Origin of the sequence: Rahnella sp. R3(2024), assembly GCF_042920125.1 — a bacterium.
GTDB lineage: Bacteria > Pseudomonadota > Gammaproteobacteria > Enterobacterales > Enterobacteriaceae > Rahnella > Rahnella rivi.
The window spans coordinates 3,397,290-3,419,572 of record NZ_JBHGBU010000001.1; the positions used below are offsets into that span (position 1 = coordinate 3,397,290).

Annotated in this window: 22 protein-coding genes and 1 riboswitch; of the genes, 15 read left to right on the forward strand and 7 right to left on the reverse strand. The window is 53.8% G+C overall.

What is annotated here, in order from left to right; genetic code table 11:
* Positions 1-102: 102 nt before the first annotated feature.
* From ABSH60_RS15255 to ABSH60_RS15265, 3 genes are all read left to right on the forward strand, one after another.
* Positions 103-408 (forward strand): hypothetical protein, encoded by a 306-nt coding sequence (locus ABSH60_RS15255; protein WP_217204955.1) that lies wholly within the window; start codon positions 103-105, stop codon positions 406-408.
* Positions 409-613: 205 nt separating this feature from the next.
* Entirely contained in the window at positions 614-1,177 is a 564-nt protein-coding gene (locus tag ABSH60_RS15260; RefSeq protein WP_056771403.1) for a DUF1440 domain-containing protein, read from the forward strand.
* Positions 1,178-1,573: 396 nt separating this feature from the next.
* Complete coding sequence (locus tag ABSH60_RS15265) at positions 1,574-2,584, forward strand: substrate-binding domain-containing protein (RefSeq protein ID WP_390974641.1); 1,011 nt, start codon at positions 1,574-1,576, stop codon at positions 2,582-2,584.
* Here ABSH60_RS15265 and ABSH60_RS15270 read toward each other — a convergent pair.
* Together ABSH60_RS15270 and ABSH60_RS15275 are read right to left on the reverse strand one after the other, a co-directional pair.
* The gene (locus tag ABSH60_RS15270) at positions 2,581-4,020 is read right to left on the reverse strand and encodes a sucrose-6-phosphate hydrolase (protein ID WP_390974643.1); all 1,440 of its coding nucleotides are present in this window, start codon (positions 4,018-4,020) and stop codon (positions 2,581-2,583) included. The genes ABSH60_RS15265 and ABSH60_RS15270 overlap by 4 nt on opposite strands.
* Entirely contained in the window at positions 4,017-5,267 is a 1,251-nt protein-coding gene (locus ABSH60_RS15275) for an oligosaccharide MFS transporter (RefSeq protein ID WP_390974645.1), read from the reverse strand. The genes ABSH60_RS15270 and ABSH60_RS15275 overlap by 4 nt, the downstream gene beginning before the upstream one ends.
* Before the next feature lie 473 nt (positions 5,268-5,740).
* Between ABSH60_RS15275 and ABSH60_RS15280 the strand changes: the two genes are divergently transcribed.
* From ABSH60_RS15280 to ABSH60_RS15300, 5 genes are all read left to right on the forward strand, one after another.
* Positions 5,741-6,151: a cupin domain-containing protein gene (locus ABSH60_RS15280; RefSeq protein ID WP_136374824.1), complete on the forward strand. Its 411-nt coding sequence runs from the start codon at positions 5,741-5,743 to the stop codon at positions 6,149-6,151.
* Between the two features lie 131 nt (positions 6,152-6,282).
* Positions 6,283-7,338, forward strand: coding sequence for an alcohol dehydrogenase catalytic domain-containing protein (locus ABSH60_RS15285; RefSeq protein ID WP_390974647.1), 1,056 nt, complete (start codon positions 6,283-6,285; stop codon positions 7,336-7,338).
* Positions 7,339-7,598: 260 nt separating this feature from the next.
* The gene (locus tag ABSH60_RS15290) at positions 7,599-8,624 is read left to right on the forward strand and encodes a diguanylate cyclase domain-containing protein (protein WP_338019880.1); all 1,026 of its coding nucleotides are present in this window, start codon (positions 7,599-7,601) and stop codon (positions 8,622-8,624) included.
* Positions 8,625-8,666: 42 nt separating this feature from the next.
* Positions 8,667-9,017: a hypothetical protein gene (locus tag ABSH60_RS15295; RefSeq protein WP_235533382.1), complete on the forward strand. Its 351-nt coding sequence runs from the start codon at positions 8,667-8,669 to the stop codon at positions 9,015-9,017.
* 22 nt (positions 9,018-9,039) lie between these two features.
* Entirely contained in the window at positions 9,040-9,558 is a 519-nt protein-coding gene (locus tag ABSH60_RS15300; protein WP_390974650.1) for a cupin domain-containing protein, read from the forward strand.
* 70 nt (positions 9,559-9,628) lie between these two features.
* Here ABSH60_RS15300 and ABSH60_RS15305 read toward each other — a convergent pair whose 3' ends face one another.
* Positions 9,629-9,874, reverse strand: a complete 246-nt coding sequence (locus ABSH60_RS15305) for a hypothetical protein (protein ID WP_056771428.1) — start codon at positions 9,872-9,874, stop codon at positions 9,629-9,631.
* Between the two features lie 341 nt (positions 9,875-10,215).
* Here ABSH60_RS15305 and ABSH60_RS15310 point away from each other — a divergent pair, with 341 nt between their 5' ends.
* The 5 genes from ABSH60_RS15310 to cspE all read left to right on the forward strand — a co-directional run bounded on the left by ABSH60_RS15310 (position 10,216) and on the right by cspE (position 15,985).
* Positions 10,216-11,229 carry a Ppx/GppA phosphatase family protein gene (locus ABSH60_RS15310; protein ID WP_390974652.1) on the forward strand — a complete coding sequence of 338 codons (1,014 nt, stop codon included), beginning with the start codon at positions 10,216-10,218 and terminating at the stop codon, positions 11,227-11,229.
* 34 nt (positions 11,230-11,263) lie between these two features.
* Positions 11,264-13,318 (forward strand): prolyl oligopeptidase family serine peptidase, encoded by a 2,055-nt coding sequence (locus tag ABSH60_RS15315; RefSeq protein WP_390974654.1) that lies wholly within the window; start codon positions 11,264-11,266, stop codon positions 13,316-13,318.
* A 206-nt stretch (positions 13,319-13,524) separates the two neighbouring features.
* Positions 13,525-14,655, forward strand: a complete 1,131-nt coding sequence (locus ABSH60_RS15320) for an ABC transporter substrate-binding protein (protein ID WP_056771439.1) — start codon at positions 13,525-13,527, stop codon at positions 14,653-14,655.
* 203 nt (positions 14,656-14,858) lie between these two features.
* Complete coding sequence (locus tag ABSH60_RS15325) at positions 14,859-15,599, forward strand: DUF2076 family protein (RefSeq protein WP_390974657.1); 741 nt, start codon at positions 14,859-14,861, stop codon at positions 15,597-15,599.
* 176 nt (positions 15,600-15,775) lie between these two features.
* Positions 15,776-15,985: a transcription antiterminator/RNA stability regulator CspE gene (gene cspE, locus ABSH60_RS15330; RefSeq protein ID WP_056772010.1), complete on the forward strand. Its 210-nt coding sequence runs from the start codon at positions 15,776-15,778 to the stop codon at positions 15,983-15,985.
* Positions 15,986-16,071: 86 nt separating this feature from the next.
* Here cspE and ABSH60_RS15335 read toward each other — a convergent pair whose 3' ends face one another.
* From ABSH60_RS15335 to ABSH60_RS15350, 4 genes are all read right to left on the reverse strand, one after another.
* The gene (locus ABSH60_RS15335) at positions 16,072-17,259 is read right to left on the reverse strand and encodes a multidrug effflux MFS transporter (protein ID WP_056771445.1); all 1,188 of its coding nucleotides are present in this window, start codon (positions 17,257-17,259) and stop codon (positions 16,072-16,074) included.
* 9 nt (positions 17,260-17,268) lie between these two features.
* Positions 17,269-17,925, reverse strand: coding sequence for a TetR/AcrR family transcriptional regulator (locus ABSH60_RS15340; RefSeq protein WP_217204942.1), 657 nt, complete (start codon positions 17,923-17,925; stop codon positions 17,269-17,271).
* Positions 17,926-18,347: 422 nt separating this feature from the next.
* Positions 18,348-18,731 (reverse strand): fluoride efflux transporter CrcB, encoded by a 384-nt coding sequence (crcB, locus tag ABSH60_RS15345; protein WP_122095890.1) that lies wholly within the window; start codon positions 18,729-18,731, stop codon positions 18,348-18,350.
* A gap of 64 nt (positions 18,732-18,795) precedes the next feature.
* Positions 18,796-18,858: riboswitch (Fluoride riboswitch) on the reverse strand.
* Positions 18,859-18,880: 22 nt separating this feature from the next.
* A complete protein-coding gene (locus ABSH60_RS15350) occupies positions 18,881-20,224 on the reverse strand; it encodes an aminotransferase class I/II-fold pyridoxal phosphate-dependent enzyme (RefSeq protein ID WP_390974660.1) in 1,344 nt (447 codons plus the stop codon).
* A gap of 231 nt (positions 20,225-20,455) precedes the next feature.
* On the opposite strand from ABSH60_RS15350, the gene ABSH60_RS15355 reads away from it, so the two are divergent.
* Together ABSH60_RS15355 and ABSH60_RS15360 are read left to right on the forward strand one after the other, a co-directional pair.
* On the forward strand, positions 20,456-21,415 hold the full coding sequence (locus ABSH60_RS15355) for a nitrate ABC transporter substrate-binding protein (protein WP_136377084.1): 960 nt from the start codon (positions 20,456-20,458) through the stop codon (positions 21,413-21,415).
* Between the two features lie 17 nt (positions 21,416-21,432).
* Positions 21,433-22,227 (forward strand): deaminated glutathione amidase, encoded by a 795-nt coding sequence (locus ABSH60_RS15360; protein ID WP_056771460.1) that lies wholly within the window; start codon positions 21,433-21,435, stop codon positions 22,225-22,227.
* Positions 22,228-22,283: the final 56 nt, after the last annotated feature.

A 22,283-nucleotide genomic window follows, 5' to 3' on the forward strand; every position in this document is an offset into this window, starting at 1 on the left:
CTGCCAGAATCAGGTGGGAGTTGGCGGCCATGGAGCAGACTTATTCTGTTAAATATAATTCAGAGCAATATAATAGGGTAAACATCAGCCGCAGAGATTTCTATGGATAATATTGATCATGCTAAACGCGTCTTAGAGGATAATACCAACGTGCTTTACGGCATATTTGGTATCATCAGCGGTTCTGGCTATTTTCCTCCGTTGCCTTTCCTGAATGAATTCTTCCTGGCGGGCAGTGATCCCTGCGATCAAGATGGTCGGATGGGACGTTGGCGGCGCTTCGCACTGACCCTCTCTGAATATGAAGTGGTGAAAGCGTGGTGGATTGAAAACAACCCTAATACCATCGAGACGCAACTTGGGTGCGATTGCTGGAATGATTGGGTTCAGGAGATTTTGGAGCGGTAAGTAAAGTCATCATAGGGTGACAAAATCCTACGCGAATAACGCATGAGCTTTGCCATCTGCATATTCTCTTTCTGTCATGCGTCAAAGGGTTTATCCCTGTAAATCTTCTGTTTATGAGTAAAATCCATAGAACCCTGATCAAGATCAACGGTAACAATCTGTAAAGTTTTACTCTTTACGGAAATTTACTGACTACTGGGGATCTATGAAAATTAAAGACTTTTTTGTGATGACTGCACCGAACCGTCGCCGTTATGGCGTGGCTTTTTTTGTCGGTATTATTGCCGGTGTGATGTCAGCTTTCGTGAAGTGGGGCGCAGAAGTGCCTTTACCCCCGCGTACTTTCTCAGGCGGTCGCGATGAATTTAACCCGCCGTATTTGTTCCTGAGAGATTATCTGGGCATTGATCCGACGCATGCCGTTTACCAGTTCTCTGAACATATTATTAATCCTGTCCATATTACCCATATTATTTTCTCTCTGGTCTTCGCGATAGGCTATTGCCTGGTCGCGGAAGTCTTCCCGAAAGTAAAATTATGGCAGGGTGCGCTGGCCGGTATTATTGCGACTGTTGCCGTCCACTGGATAAGTTTCCCGTTGCTGGGTCTGACACCGCCATTGTCCGGGCTTCCGCTGGATGAATATGTGTCTGAATTACTGGGCCACATCTTCTGGTTCTGGGCGATTGAAATGATCCGCCGTGATTTGAGAAACCGAATCACGCATGAACCCGATGCTGAAGTGCCGATGGATTCGCCTTTCCGTTAATGCATCATCCTGAGTATCAAGCCCGCCTGACTTAGTCGGCGGGTTTTTTTATGTCTGCTTATTATCATTAAAATAAAGAACGGAACAATTTTTTATAGGGAAGGTTTGCTCTAATTTCTTAAAAAATACCTATGATCCGCGCATGATATATTGATATAAAATCCCGCGTCATATTACGTTGTGTTAATTTCATTGTTATGCGTATATCAATTCAATAATCACCTTTATCAATGTTAAGTGCAGATAGAGAAAAGACACCAGCGAAAGGTGTCTTTTCTTCTTGCGCCTGCCTGAAAAGTTCAGGTGAGAATTAACCCGCCGTCACAGATTTAGGCTTACGCTACCGGCGTTTTTGTGTGTAGGATCAGGGCTGTAAAATTGCCAATCGGGAGAGTTATGGCTTCGCTGAAAGAAGTAGCACAACGGGCATCCGTCTCGCTGATGACGGTGTCCCGCGCCATTAATGAGCCGCAAAGGCTGAAGCCGGAAACGCTGGCGCGTGTGCAGGAGGCCATTGACGCACTTCACTATGTGCCGGATTTCTCGGCGCGCAAGATGCGTGGCAAAAGCAGCAAAGTCTCCACGCTCGGCGTGCTGGCGCTCGATACCGCCACGACGCCATTCTCCGTTGAACTGCTTCTCTCGATTGAACTCACGGCCCGCGAATTTGGCTGGAACAGTTTTCTGGTCAGCATTACCTCGCAGGAAGACAGCGAGCGCGCGGTCAGCCAGCTGCTTTCCCAGCGTCCGGACGGCATTATTTTTACCACCATGGGGCTGCGTGAAGTCGATATTCCCTCGCGTCTGGTGGATAAAAATCTGGTGCTGGCGAATTGCCTGAGCCGTGAACACGCGCTGCCGGGCTACATTCCTGATGATTTTGACGGCCAGTATCAGGCGACCAAGCTGCTGATCCGCAAAGGCTACCGCCATCCGCTGTGCATTTATTTACCGGAGTCCATCCCCGCCGGAACCCGCCGTCGCGCTGGTGCGGAACAGGCATGGCGCGAAGCGGGGCTGGCGGCAGAACATCTTCGTCAGCTGCATATGGCGCTGGGCGATGAGCATTATCGTGATGTTGTGACAATGCTTGAGGACTTTATCCCCGGCGGAAAGCCGGATTTCGACGTGCTGGTGTGCGGCAATGATCGTATTGCCTTTTTGGCGTATCAGGTGCTGCTGGCGAAGGGGATTGCAATACCGCAACAGGTCGCGGTGCTCGGGTATGACAACATGGTCGGTATCGGCGATCTGTTCCTTCCGCCGCTGACCACGGTGCAATTGCCGCACAGCGAAATAGGCCGTGAAGCGGTGCTGCATCTTATTGAGCAACGCCCCAATCACGGCCTGATAAAGATCGCCTCTCCCGTGCTGGAGCGCGCGTCTTTATCGTGGGTTCAGCGTTAACCCGCGCTCAGCCTCCAGACGTCACCCTTAATCAACGCCGCCTGACCGTGAGCGGCGAAGCAGGAGAGGGCGCGCTGACCGGGCTGCGGGTAAATCCGGCTGCTTAACGTGGCTTCTCCCTGATTAACGAAAATCTCCACAGACGAGCTGTCGATAAAGATCCGCAGTTCCAGCACCTTTCCTTGCGTTAACGCCACGCTGCGCTGGTCTTTGATCCCGTGCATCGGGAAGTCCCTTTCCAGACAGAGTCTCTGCGCCCGTGTGTCCACAAAGAGGGTCACGCCGTCACCGAGTTTGATACCGAAACGTTCTGCGTCGCAGGCAGGGCGATCCCACCGGGTGATGATCTCCAGCGCCTGTGCGTCATCTGCAATGTGCTGAACGCTGTCTCTGAGCAGGCATGGCGAAAGAGGAGAATGCTCACGGCGCAGCGTCCGCACTTCTTCCACCGGAACCATCCGCACGCTGCCATCGTGCAGTGTCAGTTCGCGCGGCAGCGTCATGCAACCCGCCCAGCCTTCGGCCTTTGACGGCATCACGGATTCCCACATGTCCATCCAGGCGATGATCACCCGACGACCGTCGGCTGCGGTAAATGACTGGGGCGCATAAAAATCATGGCCGTGATCCAGCTCGCGGAAACCTTCGCGAACCTCAAACTCCTGCCCCGGTCGCCAGGTTCCGCGCAGGCAGCCACTCTGGAATAAGTTTAGATAATCATCGCCTTGCGCTTTGATGCCCTGCGGGGAACACATCAGAATATGTTCATCGCCAAGCGGGAAAAAATCCGGGCATTCCCACATGTAACCCGTGTTGCGGTCGGCTTTGGCGAGCACGCGGTCGAACGTCCAGTCGCGCAGGCTGTTGCCCTTGTACAACAACACCTGGCCGATATCGCTGTCATCCCGCGCCCCGATCACCATCCACCAGTGGCCGTCTTCGTACCAGACTTTCGGATCACGAAAATGCATGATGTTATCGGGTGGTGTGAGGACCACGCCCTGTTTGGTGAAATGAATGCCGTCCTCGCTGGTGGCAAGGCATTGCACCTCACGGATGGCGCTGTCATTGCCTTCGCCGCTCAGCCAGACGTGGCCGGTGTAAATCAGGCTCAGCACGCCGTTATCGTCCACGGCGCTGCCGGAGAAACAGCCGTCCCGGTCATACTCTTCGCCCGGCGCCAGTGCGACAGGCTGATGTTGCCAGTTCACCATGTCCTGGCTGGTGGCGTGCCCCCAGTGCATTGGTCCCCAGTTCTCGCTAAACGGATGATGCTGATAAAACGCGTGATATCGCCCCTGGTGATAAATCAGCCCGTTCGGATCATTCATCCATCCCGCCGGTGGCGCGAGGTGAAAATGCGGGTAAAAGGATTTGCCGCGCGTTGCTGCTCCGTCGCGCAACGCCTGTTCTGCGCGTTCCAGTCGCTGTTTCATAAAATCTCACTCTTTTTGAATAATACGGAAGGGGTTGTCCGGCTCTTTTCGCCGATGAGCAGGAATCCCGAGATCGTGGTGAGGATGAGCACCAGCATCCCCATAATCATGTAGGTGTCGGCAAAGCCGATCCGGTCGTAGCCGTAACCGGCCAGCGGGGAAAACACACTGGCACACACCTGCGTGATGAACTGGAACCCGACCAGATACAGCGTGGCTGAAAGGCGCGGGTCGAAGCGGGTGGTGATGTACTTAAACATGGCGATCAGCAGGATCGGCAATTCCACGGCGTGCAGCAGTTTCATGCAGGAAATGGTCACCGCATCCGCTGCCAGACCTGAACCAAAAACGCGCAGCGCCATAATCAGCCCGCTGAGCAGCAAGCCGTTTTTTGCCCCGATTTTATTGACGACGAACGGCGCGAGGAACATGCCGCCCGCTTCTAAAAACACCTGGAAGGAGTTAAGAAAACCGTACATCTCATTGCCGTTTTTAACGTCCGGGAACAGAGAAGCGAAGTACACCGGAAACTGCTGATCGTAGACGTTGTAAACGCTGACGCCGGTCACAAACACAATCAGCGCCCAAAAACGCGGCAGGCGGAACAGGGCAATCGCATCAGAAAGCTGAAGATTACCGGGCTTGCCGTACTCGAGCTGATTCAGCGCATCGGTCTTCACCTCACGCAGCCGCCACAGCAGCAGCAGGAAAATGATCGCAGAAGACGAAGCCATCCAGAAGTTAAGGTTCGGGTTGATGTTAAACAGGATCCCGGCGAGGAAGGTGGCGGCCGCCCAGCCGAGCGATCCCCACATTCTGGCTTTACCAAACTCAAACCCCAAGATACGGCTGACACGCTCGGTATAGGATTCGAGCGCACCAATCCCGGCAAAAAACGTCGCGCCCACGTACAAGCCGCCGGCGGCGGCGCCCAGCAGAATATTAATTTGCAGCAACGGGGCAAAGACGAAGATAAAGAAAGGTCCGCTGGCCAGTAACAGTATGCCGATGGCCCACAGCAGGTTTTTACGTAACCCCAGCTTGTCCTGAATAAAACCGTACAGCGGCTGCGCGCACAGCGCCGTCAGGGCAATGGCGGAAAAGAATAACCCCGTTTCCGCGCCTTTAAGCCCGACCTTCTGGCTGAGCCAAAGTGAGATCAGCGAAAAAGCAGATGACCAGGTGTAAAAGAAGCAGAAAAGTAATCCGCTTAACAGCATGTAGTGACTTCGGTGACTTGTTTTCATGGCATATCCGTGCGCATTCGAAGAGGTAGTTCACATTGTTAACGTTAACTTATTGCTTTTCACAGACAGGTGATAACGGATTTATGATGTTAATCACAAATGTTAACGTTAACACATTTAAAGTGTGATCTTCACTGCACATTTTTGCCGATCAGTTCACCGGCAGCGGGGGAACACCGGGCAGCCCGCACAACCCGGCAACTTCGGCGGCTTGCGTGCGAAAGATAACTGTTTATTTTTGGTGCTAATTGTTGAGCCTGTCCGCCGCCTGATTGATGAATTCTCCTCATAGCGCCTTTCACATTTTGCTGCCTAGTCCTGTTCGCCGTATGGCGGTAACGTAGTGCCACTACACTCACGCAGCCCATCATGAAGGAAAAAGTGACATGAACGGCATCAGAGCAACTACGCTTTCACTGTCTGTCATGATGTCCTGTATGGCCCCGGCAGCTTATGCCGAAGCGGAGAATTCAATGAGCGAAAAAATCAAAATCACCCGGAACGGCTCCACCCCATCGCAGCAAGGACCGGAAAGTTACTTCACCGGCAACGTGCGTATTGACGCGCCGTTCAGCGGCACCGAATCTGCCCGCGTTGGCGGTGCGACCGTGACCTTCGAACCTGGCGCACGCACCGCATGGCACACCCATCCGCTGGGGCAGACGCTGATTGTGACCCACGGTCGCGGCTGGTTACAGGAAGAGGGCGGCGAGATCCGCGACATGAGCGTGGGGGATATTGTGTGGATCCCGGAAGGGATCAAACACTGGCACGGCGCGACGCCGGAAAATGCCATGACGCATATTGCGATCGCCGAATCCCTGAACGGCAGTCCGGTCGAATGGCTGGAAAAAGTGACCGACGCCCAGTATCAGAAACGTTAATTCCGTCATCATTAACGCGCAGGCCGGGTTTCCGTCATCGGCAGAAACGCGGTACCGCTTCAGATTTCCAGCCCTGACATGCTTATGTCAGGGCCTTTGTCCGTGCTCACCCCTCATTTCGGAGAAATAACATGACCCTGAAAGTTCTCGGATACGCTGCTCAGTCAGCCAAAGTGCCTTTAGCTCCCTTTGAATTCGAACAACGCGAAGCGCGCGAAGATGACGTTGTCATCGACGTGATGTACTGCGGCGTCTGCCACTCTGATTTGCATCAGGCGCGCAACGACTGGGGATTCAGTACTTATCCGCTGGTTCCCGGCCACGAAGTGGTAGGCCGCGTGGCGAAAGTCGGTAAAAATGTCACTCAGTTCAAGGTCGGTGATTACGCCGGTATCGGGTGTATGGTCGATTCCTGCCGTGTCTGCACCCCGTGCGAAAAAGGTCTGGAGCAATACTGTCTGGAAGGCAACACGCAAACCTACAACAGCGTTGACCGTCACGACCATATGCCGACTTACGGCGGTTACGCCAAAACCATCGTGGCGAGTGAAAGCTTCGTGCTGAAAATGCCGAAAGGTATTGATCTCAAAGCCGCTGCGCCGCTGTTGTGCGCGGGCATCACCACCTGGTCGCCGCTGCGTCACTGGAACATCACCAAAGGCAGCAAAGTCGGCGTGGTCGGTCTGGGCGGTCTGGGTCACATGGCGCTGAAACTGGCCAACGCGCTGGGCGCAGAAGTGACGCTGTTCACCCGTTCCGCCGGTAAAGCGGAAGATGCCCGCCGTCTGGGCGCGCATCACATCGTGGTGTCGACAGACGACGCGCAGATGGCGGCTACCCAAGGCGAGTTCGATCTCATCATCGATACCGTTCCTTATGTCCACGATATCAACCCGTACATGCCGACGCTGAATATCGACGGTACGCTGGTCTTCGTCGGTTTCCTCGGTGATATCAGCCCGATGCTCAGCACGTTGTCGATGATTCTGGGCCGTCGTTCTGTCGCCGGTTCATGCATTGGCGGTATTGCGGAAACGCAGGAAATGCTCGATTTCTGCGCTAAACACGGTATCGGTTCTGACATCGAAATGATCAGCATGCCGGACATCAATGACGCCTACGAACGTATGCTGAAAAGTGATGTGAAATACCGCTTTGTGATCGATATGGCGACGCTGACGGCGTAAGAAAAGAGTCAGTTGCCCCCTCCCGGCCATATTGGAATGCCCATTCTGATATGGCCGTTTTTTATTCATTTGCCAGTGTTATCTCAAATTTCCCCGTTAAATCCCTAAGACGCTCTAAATAAGTCAAAAAGACCCTCTGTTCCTGCCATTGAATACCGTGCTTTTTGTAGATGAGTTATCACTAACTCGACTACTATAAAAAGAATTACATTCAGCGAGCTTTGTCAGGTATGCCATATTATTTCCCGGATGATCACCATGTGCGTGAACGTTCGGATCGTTTTCTGCGACGAATGTATCTCATGCGCATGCTGGGCACTTTCCTGTGCTTTTTCCCGATCGCGTCGGTACTGGTGGAGCGCGGTGCATCCTGGCTGCCTCTCGGGTTGCTGGTACTCAATGTGTTTGTCTGGCCACACGTCGCCATGCGGATTTCCCGCCGCGCTAAAAAATCGAATCAGGCTGAGTTCAGAAATCTGGCTTTTGATGCCGTTGCCGGAGGCGCCTGGGTGGCGATGATGGGGATCTGTCCGCTGCCGTCGGCCATTATTACGTCTATCCTTATTGCTGACCGTTTCTCCGCGGGCGGCTGGCGGTTATTACGCCGTGCGATGGTGTTCTTCTGCGCCGGTTTTATTGTGTGCTGGCCGTTGTCCGGTATGACGTTGTATCCCGTGGTCACCGACAGAACGTTGTGGCTGACGTTGCCGCTGTCGACGATTTACATTATCGCGTTCAGCGCCGCCAACTATTCCATCTCCAGAAAACTGCGTGATAAACAGCATGAACTGGAGAAAACCGCGCTGATGGATCCTTTTCTGGGGTTGCCGAACCGCCGGTTGCTGGACCGACGGCTGATGCTGGAGTTCGAGCGTTCAAAACACGATCTTTCGTGCCTGATGGTGCTGGATGTCGATGATTTGAAAATGGTGAACGACCTGTTCGGCACTGAGGCGGGCGACTATGTCCTGCGGGCCGTTGCGACGATATTGCGTCAGGAAACCGGCGAACATGATTTTCCGGCGCTGTTGGGCGACGATGAGTTTGTGGTGATCTTGCCGGGAATTTCCGAAGAAGAAGCCTACGCGGTGGGGTACCGGTTATTACTCAAGGTGTCGGAGATCCGCCTGTCGCAGGACGCGGGTTTCCAGTGTTCGCTGAGTGTGGGGATTGCCACGTCACGCGGCCGGGAAGATTACCATCAATGGCTGGCCGCCGCCGAGCGCGCGGTCGCCAGCGTGAAGCAAAATGGCAAAAACAGTATTGGCAGTGCAGGCAGGGCATAACCTTTTTTTTCTGATTGGGATAAACATTTTTCGGGATGAATAATGATGAAAAATAGTCAAAAAGTGATGATAGCAACAGTCGTGTTGATGAGTTTACTGGCAGGATGCTCAAGTATTGATGAACCGGTGGGCGATGAAACCTATCGTCCTGCCAATTTCGATGCGTCTTTCGCGCAGGGGCAGGCGAGTTATTTTTCGTCCGTATTTTCCATTCTGGAACGTCACCGCCGCGCGGATACCTATAAAAAGATTTTTGATTTCTGTAGCGGAAAATTCCAGACGCTGGGCGAAAGTAATGACGGCGAAAAGGTGCACATAAAATTTGCCTGTCTGCCTAAAGAGCAGGTGCAAAGCATTTATGCCACGCCGGTGAAATCACCAACGCAGTATTAAATCCAGTTTCCTCAGAGGCATTATGAGCAAGGAAAGACCCGATTTTATCCGTCACTGGACGGAGCTTGAAGGCCCGGACGACGGCAGTTATCCCGGCGATGATGAGCTGATGTCAATTGGCGCGCCGCTCGGTAAAGCACTGGGGCTGACGCGTATCGGTATTCACCACGAACGTTTGTTACCGGGGCGTCGTACCAGCTACCCGCACGCAGAAAGTGCGGAAGATGAGTTCGTGTATGTGTTGCAGGGGCATCCGGATGCCTGGATCAACGGGGATTTGCACCCGCTGAAACCGGGTGATGCTGTCGCATTTCCCCAGGGAACCGGTATCTGTCATACCTTCATTAATAACACCGATGATGAGGTGCATTTACTGACGATTGGCGAAGCCAATAAAGCGGAAAATCGGATTTACTATCCGAAGAATCAGCAATACGAAGCGACACGTAAAGACCGCTGGGTGGATGTGCCGCAGCAGGTATTCGGCGAGCATGACGGGTTATCTGACCAAAAAAGAGATAAAAAAAAGCCGGTGTCATAACCGGCTTTTTTATTCGAGTAATGCATTTAACACTTTCATCGAAGCGGGGATCATCATGTCAAAGACGTCTTCATTGGATGGAAAGCGACTGCCAGCGTTGCTGACAATACGGCATCATGCGGTGGATCTTCAGCGTTTGTGGTTCATGGCGGTTCAGTGAATAACCTTCCGGTGTGATTTCTAAGGTGTCACCGGTCTTCAGGGAGAAATTGTCATCGACTGACAAAATCAGCTTCAGGTTTTTAAATGCCTGAATGCAGATATATTTCAAGCCTGTGTGCGGGATGTTCAGGATATCTATAATTTTCCATTCCATATTTTTACTCCTTTATCGTACTGCCTGATTTAGTGCCTCATTCTTACCTCACAATTCCGTCATTTTTTGTCATCACAAGGTAATGATTTCTTTATAGGCGTTCCTGTTATTTCAATGCTTGAACTGACTCACAAAAAGCCATAGCCAGATCATCGCTGGATCGCATAACTCATTATTTAGGACAAAATGCAGTGTCTTTTCGCTTTTTTTATGCCGCCGGATTGCGCTTTTTGGCAAAGCCAGCGGGTAAACAGAAAGCAAAAAAGCTTGAAATCACAGCGATAAAACAGGTATTCCTGAGTGCTTTATGATTTTTATTATATTTTTCAGGGCAGGATGAAATGAATTTCACACGTAATAGTCTTCTGGGGCTGGTACTGGCATTAAGCACTTTTTCGGCGCTGGCCAGCCAGTGTATAGAAACCCGCGCCGGTATTGATATGGGCTCGGGCACCACTAAAATTCAGGTCGCACAGGTCGATATCTGCCGTCATCAGCTGGGCAAAGTGCTGTATGAAGATCAGCGTCCGCTGGGGTTTAACGAAGATTTAGGCAAATCCGGCAACAATCAAATCAGCAGCGCGATGCAGCAGCAGGGCGTCACTGCGCTGAAAGAGATGGTGGACAAGGCCCGCACTTTCCACCCGCAACGCATCACCGGTGTGGCGACGGCGGTGTTCCGCTCGGCGTCAAACGGGCAGCAGGTGATCGACCTGTTTAACCAGCAGGCACAGGTTCAGCTGCGCATCATCACGCAGGAACAGGAAGCCGCACTGGGGTTCCTCTCGGCAAAAACCGCACTGCATGACAACAGTGTGAAAAATGAAGATCTGCTGGTGTGGGACATCGGCGGCGGATCGATGCAGATGACGGCATTGCGTGAGCAAAACGGCAAAACGGTCACGGACATTTATCAGGGCAAACTGGCGTCGGTGACGCTGAAAGAATTTATTATCAGCGTGCTGAAGAATCAGGCGCTGGATAAAGCCGCGTCTCCGAACCCGATCGGTTCGCTGCGCAATACCGTGCTGCGTTACGTGAATTTCTATGCGAGAACGCACGTCAGCCCGCAAATCAAACAGGATGCGCAGACCCGCCGGGTGATTGGTATCGGTGGTGTTCACGGCTTTTCTGTAAAAGATCAGCTGCGTCCGGCGAACAATACTTACACGTTGGAAGATGTGCAGCGCGTGTCGAAAAATCAGGTATGGAAAGGCGACAGCGAACTCACCGGCGAATATCGCGCCACCGACGTCAGTAATTTACTGCTGGTGGAAGGTTTTATGCAGGCGCTGAACATTTCGCAGGTGACCGTGGTCAAGGCCAGCCTGATTCAGGGCATCCTGGTGCAATAACTTCGCAAACTCATGACTGAAGGAGCAGAACCGCATGACGACTGACTCAACAACCCCGCAGCAGGATGACTTTATCTGGCTGGAAGGCATACGCAACGAACAGGCGCTGGCCTGGGCGCATGAACAAAATCCGGTCACGCTGGCGGCGTTTACTCAAGGCCGCGATTTCGAGCCTCTTCGCCAGAAAGTGCTTGAGGCGCTGAATTCTCCGGATCAGATCCCCGGCATCAGCAAATTCGGCCAAACCTGGTGCAACTTCTGGCAGGATGCGCAGAATCCGCGCGGCCTGCTGCGCATCACGTCGCTGGAGGAGTACCGCAAAGCTGAACCGCACTGGGAAACGCTGCTGGACATCGACGCGCTGGGCAAAGCGGAAGGGAAAGACTGGGTGTACCACGGCGTGTACCCGCTCAAACCCGATTTTAAGCGCGCGCTGATTTTTCTTTCACCCGACGGGGGTGATGCGTCGGAAGTGCGTGAGTTTGATCTGCAAACGCGCGAATTTGTCTCTGACGGCTTTTTCCTGCCGGTGGCGAAAAGTCGCACGGGCTGGATTGATCATGACCATCTGTTTGTCGCCACCGACTTCGGGGAAGATTCACTCACCGACTCCGGTTATCCGCGCATCGTGAAAATCTGGTCACGCGGCACACCGCTCAGCGAAGCCACAACGGTTTACAGCGCCGGTAAAAAAGACATGATGGCGGTCGGCTATCACGACAGTTTTAAAGGCTTCGAACACGATTATGTGGTGCGGGTGATCGACTTTTATCATCGCGAAGTGTTCCTGCTGGATGAGAAAAAGCATCTGGTCAAAATTGATGTGCCGGCCGATGCTAAATTCAGCTCGTGGCGCGAGTGGATCCTGATCCAGCCTGCCAGCGAATGGCAGGTCAGCGGCGAAAGCTGGCCCTCGGGTTCTCTGCTGACCATGAATTTTGACGCCTTTATGGCCGGTGAACGCGCGCTGAAACCGCTGTTTATGCCGACCGCACAGGATCAGCTCAGCGGGTATTCCTGCACCCGCGATCACATCATTCTCAGTATCACGCGCGACGTGGTAAACCGCCTTGAAGTCCTGACGCCGGAACAGGGTGACTGGCGGCGTGAGCCGTTCGGACATGTGCCGGAACTGAGCAAAATCAATGCCTGGGGCGTGGCAGACGATTCGAACCAATATTTCATGAGTGTCAGCGGATTCCTGCAACCGGCCAGCCTGTCGCTGGGGGATCTGGACAACGGCGCACACCAGCCAGCGGAATTACTGAAACAGGATCCGTCGCATTTCGATGCGTCCCGGTATCAGGTCAGTCAGCATTTTGCGCAATCCGACGACGGCACCCGCGTGCCTTATTTTGTTATCTGCCGCAAAGACGTGGTGTATGACGGTAAAAATCCGACGCTGTTGTACGGTTATGGCGGGTTTGAGGTGTCGCTGGATCCGTATTATCTCGGCGTCAGCGGCGTGGCGTGGCTGGATCGCGGCGGTGTATTTGTTCTGGCCAATATTCGCGGTGGGGGCGAATACGGACCGGAATGGCACAAAGCGGCGCTGAAAGAAAAACGTCTGCGGGCATATGAAGATTTCGCGTCAGTCGCCAAAGCGCTGATCGCCAGTAACGTCACCTCTGCGGCGCATCTTGCCGCGCAGGGCGGCAGCAACGGCGGTCTGCTGGTCGGCAATATGCTGACGCGTTACCCGGAATTATTCGGGGCGATTGTCTGCGAAGTGCCGTTGCTGGATATGGAACGTTACACGCAGATTTCTGCCGGTGCTTCGTGGATTGCCGAGTATGGCGACCCGCAGGATCCTGAAGAGTGGGCTTTTATCCGCGAGTTCTCGCCGTATCACAACCTCTCTCCGGCAAAAAAATACCCGCCGGTGCTGTTCTCGACGGCAACCAGCGATGACCGCGTCGGGCCAGACCATGCGCGTAAAATGGCAGCGAAAATGCAGGCGATGGGTATTCCTGATGTCTATTTTTATGAGAATACCGAAGGCGGGCACAGCGCGGCGGCGGACAAGGCGCAGTCTGCCTTTAAACGGGCGATGGTGAGCGAATTCCTGCTGCGGTTTATTGGCCGGTAACCGGTTAACCGGTGCGGTAAATTTATCCTATGACTTAAGCCAAACGGGATGCCTTTCAGGTATCCCGTTCATATTTCGACATGTTTTATCCTCGCTCATCCCTGCAAAACCATTGCCTCATCAATCATTCCTTGTTTATTATTTCCTCCTTTTTGATAACAATTATCAAAATCACTTTTCATTCATTCTCATTTTCGGGGCTTTGCATGTATAAGAACACCGCTCGCGTGCTGTCTGTTGCCGGTCTGATGGCCGCATCGTTCTCCACTTTTGCCACCACGTACCCGCTTACCGTGACGGACTTGGCCGGGCAGAAAGTCACTATCGATAAAGCGCCGCAGCGCGTGATTTTGCAGGATGGCCGTGATTTGCTGGCGCTGGCGGTTCTGGATAAGGCCAATCCTTTCCAGCACGTGGTGGCATGGAACAACCTGCTGAAGAAAACCGACAGCGGCACCTGGGACATGCTGAAAAGCAAATGGCCGGAATCTGCGAAGATCCTCGATATGGGCTTCAGTGATAAAGGGCAGATTGATCTGGAAACCGTGATCGCGAAGAAACCCGATCTGATGATCGCCCAGTTGCGTGCAAAAGATTCCCTGGCGCAGGCCGGTGTGCTGGATAAACTTGCCGGACTGCACATTCCGGTGGTGTTCCTGGACTACGAACTGGACCCGGCAAAAAATACCGCAGCGAGCATCGATCTGCTGGGTAAAGTGATGAATCAGGAAGACAATGCCCGTGCGTACACGCAGTTCTATAACGAGCATCTTCAGAGCATTCAGAAAGCCGTCGCGGGCATTAAAAACAAACCTAACGTCTTCATCGAACCCATTGCCGGTCGCGATGATTCCTGCTGTTTCACCCACGGCAACGCAGGCTGGGGCAAACTGATCCAGGCGGTAGAGGCCAACAATATTGGCAGTAAACTGTTGCCGGGCGCGTCGGGCACCGTGTCGCTGGAGCAGGTGATCAGCATGAAGCCGGACGTCTATATCATGACCGGTTCCGCGCGTCCTAAAGGCGGTTCTGTCACGCACATTCTGCCTTTCGGTTACGGCGCCGATCAGGCCAGCCTGGATAAAGAAGCGAAAGTGCTGACCTCACGTACCGGTGTGGCGCAAATTCCGGCGGTGATGAACGGCAATGTTTACGCGATTTATCACCAGTTCTATAACCATCCGTACAACATCGTCGGGATGGAATATCTGGCGAAATTTATCTATCCGCAGGAATTCAAAACCCTGGATCCTGCGAAGACGTATCACGACATCGTGCGTCAATACACCCAGCTGCCGGATCAGGACTTCATCCTCGGCTGGTCAGCTAAAAAATAAGTCCGGCCTTCTCCCGCCTGCTTTCCGGCAGGCGGGTTTCCTTCTGCGCAGCACTCCCCGAACGCCATTTACATTCGTCACATTCGTTGACACTCGGTTAATTCATACTTTAATTCAATTGTATTAGTGTGATTCCTAAGTTCTGGCTGTGTGTTGCAGCGGGCGACGCACGGCGAATTACGCCATATCAACAAGGTGAATGTATGCAATCTGAAGAACAGCGTTTAATTGACGGGCTTTTTAGTCGCCTGCAACAAGCTGAGTCCAGCACTGCGCCGCGCGATGCGGAAGCGGAACGTGTGATTCAGGATCATATCCGCCAGCAGCCGTCGGCTCCTTATTACATGGCGCAGGCGATGATTATTCAGGAAGCGGCGCTGACCAAACTCAACGGCCAGGTGCAGGCGTTGCAACAGCAGATCGGGCAGTTGCAGCAGGCGCAGCAGACCAAACCACAGAGCAGCGGTTTTCTGGCCGGACTGTTTGGCGGGGGATCTTCCCAGCCTGAACCGCAGCGCACGGCGCAGCAGGGCAGTCAGCCAATTCCCGGCACGCAGGGGTGGGGCGCGCAGCCTCAACAGCCACCACAATATGCCGGACAACAGGCGGCACCGGCTCAGGCGGCTGCGCAGGCGCCGGGTTTTCTGGGCAGCGCGCTGCGCACGGCGGCGGGTGTGGCCGGTGGCGTGGTGCTGGCCGATATGCTGACCGGTATGTTCCATCACAGTCAGCCACAGGAAATCGTCAATATCATTGAGGAACCGCCGGTGCAGGATCTCAATCCTGCTGACAGCAGTTTTCTGGATAACAATAATCAGGGTTTCGACAGCAATCAGCCGTCCTGGGAAGATGCTTCCCTGGGCGACAACAATCTCGATTCCGGCTTCGGTTCCGATGATATGGGTTCTGATGATTTCAACGATGACGACGATTCGTTTTTCTGACGTCTCGCGACAGCACGCCGTGGATGGCTGATTTTGCAGAAGAAAGCGGCAATGAAAAGTCAGGAATGAGAGGTTTATCGCTTATTGCCATCAGAATTCTGGACAAAATGGAGATCTGTTGCTGTACTGTATTTGACACACATTTTGTGTCCAACATTCACGTAAAGGTAAGTTTGATGTCTAAGATTAAAGGTAGCGTTAAGTGGTTCAATGAATCTAAAGGTTTTGGTTTCATTACCCCTGAAGATGGCAGCAAAGATGTTTTCGTTCATTTCTCTGCTATTTCCAGCCAGGGCTTCAAGACCCTTGCTGAAGGCCAACGCGTAGAGTTCGAAATCACCAATGGTGCCAAAGGCCCGTCGGCTGCTAACGTTATCGCTATCTGACTTTAGCCGATTACTTAAAAACCCGCCGAAGCGGGTTTTTTTTTGCCTGTAATACGCAGAATATGTTGCCTGTAATACTGAGAGTATTACGCCGGTTTTTTCACCAGGGTCATAAACAGCACGATGGCAATCGCGTAGCATCCGAGCATGGTCAGCGCCATCGAGAGCGCTGGCATACTGCCAAAACCGGTGACGGGCACGGCAATCGCACCCAGCGCAAACATGCACACGCCCAGCAGTGCCGACGCGCTGCCCGCATTTTTCCCCTGACTTTGCATCGCCAGCGATCCCGCATTCGGGCTGACAATCCCGATCACCATCACCGAGAAGAACAGCGGTATCAGCAGCATAATCAGCGGTGCGCCAAGGCTTGCGGCAATCACCAGCGCGACAGAGGCTACGGCAGCAATACACAATCCGGTTTTAACCAGCGCCATTTCGCCATAGCGACGGCTAAAGCGCGTCGATACCTGGGCTGAAATCACTAACCCGATGCCGTTAACGGCAAAACACAGGCTGAACATCTGCGGGCTGAGGTGGTAAATCTGCTGCAACACGAAGGGCGATGCGCCGATGTAGGCAAACATTCCTGCCATCACGAACCCCTGCGTCAGGCACAACCCCATAAACGGACGGTGCCTGAGCAGCGAAAAGACCGAGCCGAGCATACTGAAAATTCCGCCTTGCGAACGGCGTTCCTGCGGCAGGGTTTCGTGCAATTTCAGCGCAGCGGAAGCAAACAGCATGATGGAGATCACCGCCAGTACGCCGAAAATCCCCCGCCAGTTCATCCAGCTCAGCATCGCACCACCCAGAACCGGCGCAATGATCGGTGCCAGCCCGTTAACCAGCATCAGTAACGCAAAGAACCGTGTGAGTTCATGCCCGTTGTATAAATCTCTGGCGACGGCGCGTGACAATACCGCGCCACCGGCACCGGCGATCCCCTGCAATAAGCGGGCGACGATCAACTGATGGATATCCTGCGCCATGGCGCACCATACCGACGCCGCCAGCAGCAGAGCCAGCGACCATAACAGCGGGCGAATACGGCCATAACGATCGCTGAGCGGACCAAAGATCAGCTGGCCGAAACCGAGGCCGAGTAAACCGGCAGTGAGGCTTAGCTGGGCGCTGGCGGTCGAGGTATTCAGCTCTCCGGCCAGCTCCGGCAGAGCCGGTAAATACAGGTCAGTACACAACGGGCCGAGAGCCGCGAGTGAGCCGAGAACCAGGGCGTAGCCGAGGCGTTTTTCATGCAAGTGAGCGCTCATGGTGAAGAGTTATTCCGGTTTGGGGGAGAGAAAATCCGTGTTGAACAGATCCTGAAAGTAGCGATGGTATAAGGCTTCCAGGCGTTCTGCATCAGCGTGAGCGGTAGTCAGGCGGCGGAATGCGGTGCCTTCGCAGATGACCGCCAGGCTTTCCACTTTCGCGGTCATTTCGGCATCTGAAAACTGCGGGAAACTTTTACTTAAGAAGGATTTTGCTTCATTGAACAGTTGTTTTTCTGAGTCACGCCAGATCTTCTCTACCACCGGATTGCGGGTCGCTTCGGCAGCGACTTCGAGCATCAGGGCGTGGTCTATTTCGGCCTGTTCTTTTTGTTCCATGCAAATGTCTTCTTTAAACGGCGAGCTCAGATTGCCGATGCGCCGGTGCGCCAGATTGTGCGCCACCTGCTGTAAATTATGGGCATTACCGGTGATCAGCTGAATTTTATTCGTCACCATCCGGCGAACAATTTCTTCGATGATGGCGTCTTTATTGGCGAAGTAGCGGTAAATCTGTCCCACGCTGAGCTGTGACGTTTTGGCGATTTCAGCCATACCGGCACCGTGAAAACCATGTTTGCGAAAACACAGGCGGGCGGCGGCGATGATCTGGTCACGTCGGGCGTTGATGCGCGCGTCTTTAGTGCAGGTTTGTGGGGCAAGCATGGATGTCCTGGCGGGTCGCCGTTAATGAGTGTGAACGATCATTCTCAATTATAGGCAATAAGGTCCGGCAGGTAAATATTTGTATGATGAAGACGGCAAAACGGCGCATTCCAGAGAAATGCGCCGTCAGCGAAAAGAGGGGTATCACAACCTGCAGGCGGTGTGATTAAGCGAAGTACGCCTGGAAAAAAGCGGCGACGGTCAGGACGCAAAGGGCCACAACCAGATATTCGGATGACGTTTTTGGAGCAGAGAACATGGCATACCTCATGTGTACATGAATGAACCGGAATTGATGCTGGCCATTATCGCGGCAGAACATGAAGGAAACATTAAGACAAAGGAGAGGAAGCGGAACGCAGGTCACAAAATGAAGCCACGGCGGCGTCTCAGAGCAGAAAAGAGATCGCCGCCGGGGTGAATCAGTGCGCGCTGTACCAACTGACCAGTGCAAACGCCAGCAAGGTCATGGCGAGTGAACCGGCGAGATTGAGCGCCATATTGAGTAAGGCTGCACCAAAACGACCGTCCTGCAACATGTACACCACTTCCAGCGAGAAGGTGGAAAACGTGGTTAACCCGCCGCAAAAGCCGGTGGTGATCAGCATTTTCCATACCGGATCAAGATGCGTCATCCGGCTGAAAATGGCGATACACAGCCCGATGATAAATGCGCCGACCAGATTGACCGTCAGTGTGCCAGCCGGCAGCACCGGGCTCATTCCGTTCATTTTCAGGCTGACATACCAACGGACAACGCTGCCAATACCGCCGCCAATAAAAACTGCAAGTAAGGTGCTGAACATAGAAAACCTTATAAACAGAGAAAAAACAGAAAGGTCCGGGCGCGATGCTACGAACCTCTCGCGAGATTGCGTAGACATCATCAGCCGGTAAAGGCGGTTTGGGAGGAATGTCATCTCCATACAGCAGGGGCTGATTTTAGCGTAAAACGTCAGCCCATCGCCAGCACAATGGCATCGGCAATCAGATCGACTTTATCAGCGTGGATCTGGCTGGTGCTGATGCGGATAAACTGCCCCGGTCCGATGCGGCAGCGCTCGCCCGGCAACACGGCGATACCGCGTGCGGCCAGCGTCACCAGCGCGAACTGCTCTGACGGCACCGGGATCCACATCGCCAGCCCGTCGCGCTCAGGGATGTTCACTCCGCGGATCCGCAGGGCATCTGACATTGCCTTGCGCCGTGCGGCATAAATCGCTTTGGCATGCGTAATCCCTTCCTGAGTGTTTTGATCCTTAATCAACCATGCCAGCGCTTGTTGCAAAATGCGGCTCGACCAGCCTGCGCCAAAGTTGCGGAAAGATTTGATTTGTTTGACGAGATCTTCAGAACCGGAAAGCACGGCCAGCCGTAAATCCGGGCCATAGGCTTTTGAATAGGAGCGCACGTGTACGGTGCGCTCCGGCAGGACGCTGCCCATGCTGACCGGCGGATAAGCGGAGAGCTGTCCGATACCATCGTCTTCGATAATCAGCGCATTGCTCCCGGCGAGAATGGCCGCCAGCGCCGCAAAACGTTCTGCATCAGGTGCATGGCCGCAATGGGAATGAGTGCGGGGCTGGAAAATAAATGCCGACGGGTTTTTGGCCAGCGCGTGGCTCAGTGATTCCGGCGTCGGGCCGAATTCATCACATTTCACCGGCACCACCTGCGCGCCAAGATTATCCAGCATATCCAGCAATCGCGTGGCCGTCGGGTCTTCAATCGCGACCACTGAGCCCTGCATCAGTAAGGTTTGCAGTGCCAGATTCATCGCATCGAACCCGCCGTCAGCCGCCATAAACGCCGGTGCGTCATACGGCCAGTCAGGTTTCACCGCCTCCAGTAAAGCCGGGGCAATGGCTTCGCGCTGATAACTGTTGAGGTTATCGGCGCTGACCCCTTGCTGCATGGCTTCATGCAGATCTGGCAACAGCGCGGGATCGGGCGAAGACAGCGCCAGATCGGCGATGATGTGCTCGCCAAAGTTACCGATTTTTTCAAAACGGGCAGGGCGCGGTGAAAGCATGTCGCCGCAAACCCAGACGCCATTTCTGCCGCGTCCGGCAATGACTTTTTGCCGACGCAGCTGGCCCCAGGCGGCGGAAACCGTGGCCGGGCTGACGCCTAACGCCTGCGCCAGCTCACGAACGGCAGGCAGATGGGTACCAATTTCGATCACGCCCGAGCGGATCAGCGCCGCCGTTTCAATCGCAATACCCCGCATTGAACGGTCCTGCAATTGTATTGCTAAGCATTCTGCGTCCAGCGTTTTTTCCGGGGAGTTTTCAGCCATTTTTTTGCCTTTTGTTCAGTAACAAAGATTCTATTGTACATATTAATTTATGCCATTAGTATCAAACTTAGCCAACGGAGGCGATAAAATAATCATGCTGTCGTGAACATCATCTCCTTCGTAAAAGAATCTAATGCGTTTGTGGACGAGTTTGTGAACGAATGATGAACAAACTGCGCAGCGCAGCATTGTCTTTCTGCATATCAAATGCTGACACTTAAGGGGATAGATGTGACGATTACCATCAGGCTGGCCGTTCGTGACTGGGATTATTTTACGCCACTGGCGTTGGGCGATCTTAAACCTGAAGGGTTTACCCTCGAGATTGATCGTGTGGGTACGCTGGTCGATAACCTGGCGACCAGTGAGAAGTACGACGCCGGTGAAGTCTCTTTCAGCCGTTATGCCCAGGGCCGCGCCCGTGGTGAAACCGATCTGCTGGCCATACCGCACTTCCTGATGCGCGGTTTTCGTCAGCGCTGCATTATCACCCGCGAAGACAGTCCGCTGACCGAACTGTCGCAACTGGCGGGTAAACGCATCGGCCTTACCGGCTGGCAGGATTCAGGCAATACCTGGACCCGTACGCTGCTGGCGCTGGAAGGCGTGGGTATCGAAGACGCTAACTGGTACGTGGGCCGTCTGACGCAGGCGCACCCGATTGTTGATCGTCTGGCGGGTTTTGGCCGCGAAGGGCGTATCGAAGCGGTTCCGGGCGAACGTCCTATGATGGAACTGTTGCAGGAAGGCTGGCTGGACGCGATCTTCACGCCATTTATGCCTGACGGCTTCTTTAAACCGGATTCCGGTTTCCGTCAGTTCCAGCCGGATTTCCGCGCGGCTGAACTGGCCTATTTTAACCGCGTGGGTTACATCCCCGGTATTCACTTACTGGCGATCAAACCGGCGCTGGCTGACGCTCACCCCTGGCTGCCGCAGGCGTTAAGCGACATTATCGATCAGTCTTACGAACTCTGGATGGATAAGCGCGCGAAATACGCCGATACCACGCCGTGGTTGCTGGATGATTTACGCCGCACAGTGGTCGATTTGCCTGCGAACTGGAATGCAAACGGTTTCGCCGCCAACGAAAAAATGATCGACGATTTTGCTTATGAATTACATGCCCAGGGGCTGACCGCTCAGCGCCTGACGCCGGCAGATTTGTTCCCGCAATTTGCCACCCGTTAATGGCCGGAGAAATCATGATGAAAGTTGCATTAGGTCAGTTTGCCGTTTCCCGCGAGTGGGAAGCTAACGTAGAAACCTGCCTTTCGCTGATGGCGAAATCCCTGGAAGCAGGCGCAGATTTGCTGGTGCTGCCGGAAGGTATTCTGGCGCGCGATATCACTGATCCGGATTTAGTTCTGAAAGCTGCACAACCGCTGGACGGCCCGTTTGTCAGTCAGTTGCTGGCCGCCAGTCGTGGCAATCAGATGACCACCATGATGAGCGTGCATACGCCTGCGCCAGACAATCGTGCCTATAACGTGCTGATTTCTATCCGCAATGGCGAAATTATTTCGCAATACCGCAAGCTGCATTTGTATGACGCTTTCTCGTCACAGGAATCCAAAAACGTCACCGCGGGCGATGATGTGCCGCCGCTGGTTGAGGTGGCCGGGTTTAACATCGGCCTGATGACCTGTTACGACGTGCGTTTCCCGGAGCTGGCGCGCCGTCTGGTGCTGGATGGCGCAGACGTGCTGGTGCTGCCTGCTGCCTGGGTAAAAGGTCCGCTGAAAGAAATGCATTGGGACATGCTGGTCTCGGTTCGCGCGCTGGAAAATACCAGTTACATGGTGGCAGTGGGTGAATGTGGCGAGCGTAATATCGGCAACAGTATGGTGGTGGATCCGCTGGGCGTGGCGATTGCCCGCGCCGCCGAAGCCCCCGCCCTGATATTTGCCGAGCTGGACAAAGCACGTCTGGCACATGCCCGAAAAGTGTTGCCGGTGCTGGCAAACCGCCGTTTTGGTTTGCCGCAGCTGCACAACGACTGAGCCTGATCCGGCCGGTCCTCAACGGCTGATATTCAGTGCTCAAGGCAGTAACGCGA

Bases quoted from the DNA above. Each gene is read 5' to 3' on its own strand.
- ABSH60_RS15335 (WP_056771445.1), bottom strand. From the start codon at position 17,259: ATGAGCGCTCACTTGCATGAAAAACGCCTCGGCTACGCCCTGGTTCTC.
- ABSH60_RS15300 (WP_390974650.1), top strand. From the start codon at position 9,040: ATGAGCAAGGAAAGACCCGATTTTATCCGTCACTGGACGGAGCTTGAA.
- ABSH60_RS15350 (WP_390974660.1), bottom strand. From the start codon at position 20,224: ATGGCTGAAAACTCCCCGGAAAAAACGCTGGACGCAGAATGCTTAGCA.
- ABSH60_RS15310 (WP_390974652.1), top strand. From the start codon at position 10,216: ATGAATTTCACACGTAATAGTCTTCTGGGGCTGGTACTGGCATTAAGC.
- ABSH60_RS15340 (WP_217204942.1), bottom strand. From the start codon at position 17,925: ATGCTTGCCCCACAAACCTGCACTAAAGACGCGCGCATCAACGCCCGA.
- ABSH60_RS15265 (WP_390974641.1), top strand. From the start codon at position 1,574: ATGGCTTCGCTGAAAGAAGTAGCACAACGGGCATCCGTCTCGCTGATG.
- ABSH60_RS15280 (WP_136374824.1), top strand. From the start codon at position 5,741: ATGAGCGAAAAAATCAAAATCACCCGGAACGGCTCCACCCCATCGCAG.
- ABSH60_RS15360 (WP_056771460.1), top strand. From the start codon at position 21,433: ATGAAAGTTGCATTAGGTCAGTTTGCCGTTTCCCGCGAGTGGGAAGCT.
- crcB (WP_122095890.1), bottom strand. From the start codon at position 18,731: ATGTTCAGCACCTTACTTGCAGTTTTTATTGGCGGCGGTATTGGCAGC.
- ABSH60_RS15295 (WP_235533382.1), top strand. From the start codon at position 8,667: ATGATGAAAAATAGTCAAAAAGTGATGATAGCAACAGTCGTGTTGATG.
- ABSH60_RS15315 (WP_390974654.1), top strand. From the start codon at position 11,264: ATGACGACTGACTCAACAACCCCGCAGCAGGATGACTTTATCTGGCTG.
- ABSH60_RS15285 (WP_390974647.1), top strand. From the start codon at position 6,283: ATGACCCTGAAAGTTCTCGGATACGCTGCTCAGTCAGCCAAAGTGCCT.
- ABSH60_RS15260 (WP_056771403.1), top strand. From the start codon at position 614: ATGAAAATTAAAGACTTTTTTGTGATGACTGCACCGAACCGTCGCCGT.
- ABSH60_RS15305 (WP_056771428.1), bottom strand. From the start codon at position 9,874: ATGGAATGGAAAATTATAGATATCCTGAACATCCCGCACACAGGCTTG.
- ABSH60_RS15320 (WP_056771439.1), top strand. From the start codon at position 13,525: ATGTATAAGAACACCGCTCGCGTGCTGTCTGTTGCCGGTCTGATGGCC.
- ABSH60_RS15325 (WP_390974657.1), top strand. From the start codon at position 14,859: ATGCAATCTGAAGAACAGCGTTTAATTGACGGGCTTTTTAGTCGCCTG.
- ABSH60_RS15255 (WP_217204955.1), top strand. From the start codon at position 103: ATGGATAATATTGATCATGCTAAACGCGTCTTAGAGGATAATACCAAC.
- ABSH60_RS15275 (WP_390974645.1), bottom strand. From the start codon at position 5,267: ATGAAAACAAGTCACCGAAGTCACTACATGCTGTTAAGCGGATTACTT.
- ABSH60_RS15270 (WP_390974643.1), bottom strand. From the start codon at position 4,020: ATGAAACAGCGACTGGAACGCGCAGAACAGGCGTTGCGCGACGGAGCA.
- cspE (WP_056772010.1), top strand. From the start codon at position 15,776: ATGTCTAAGATTAAAGGTAGCGTTAAGTGGTTCAATGAATCTAAAGGT.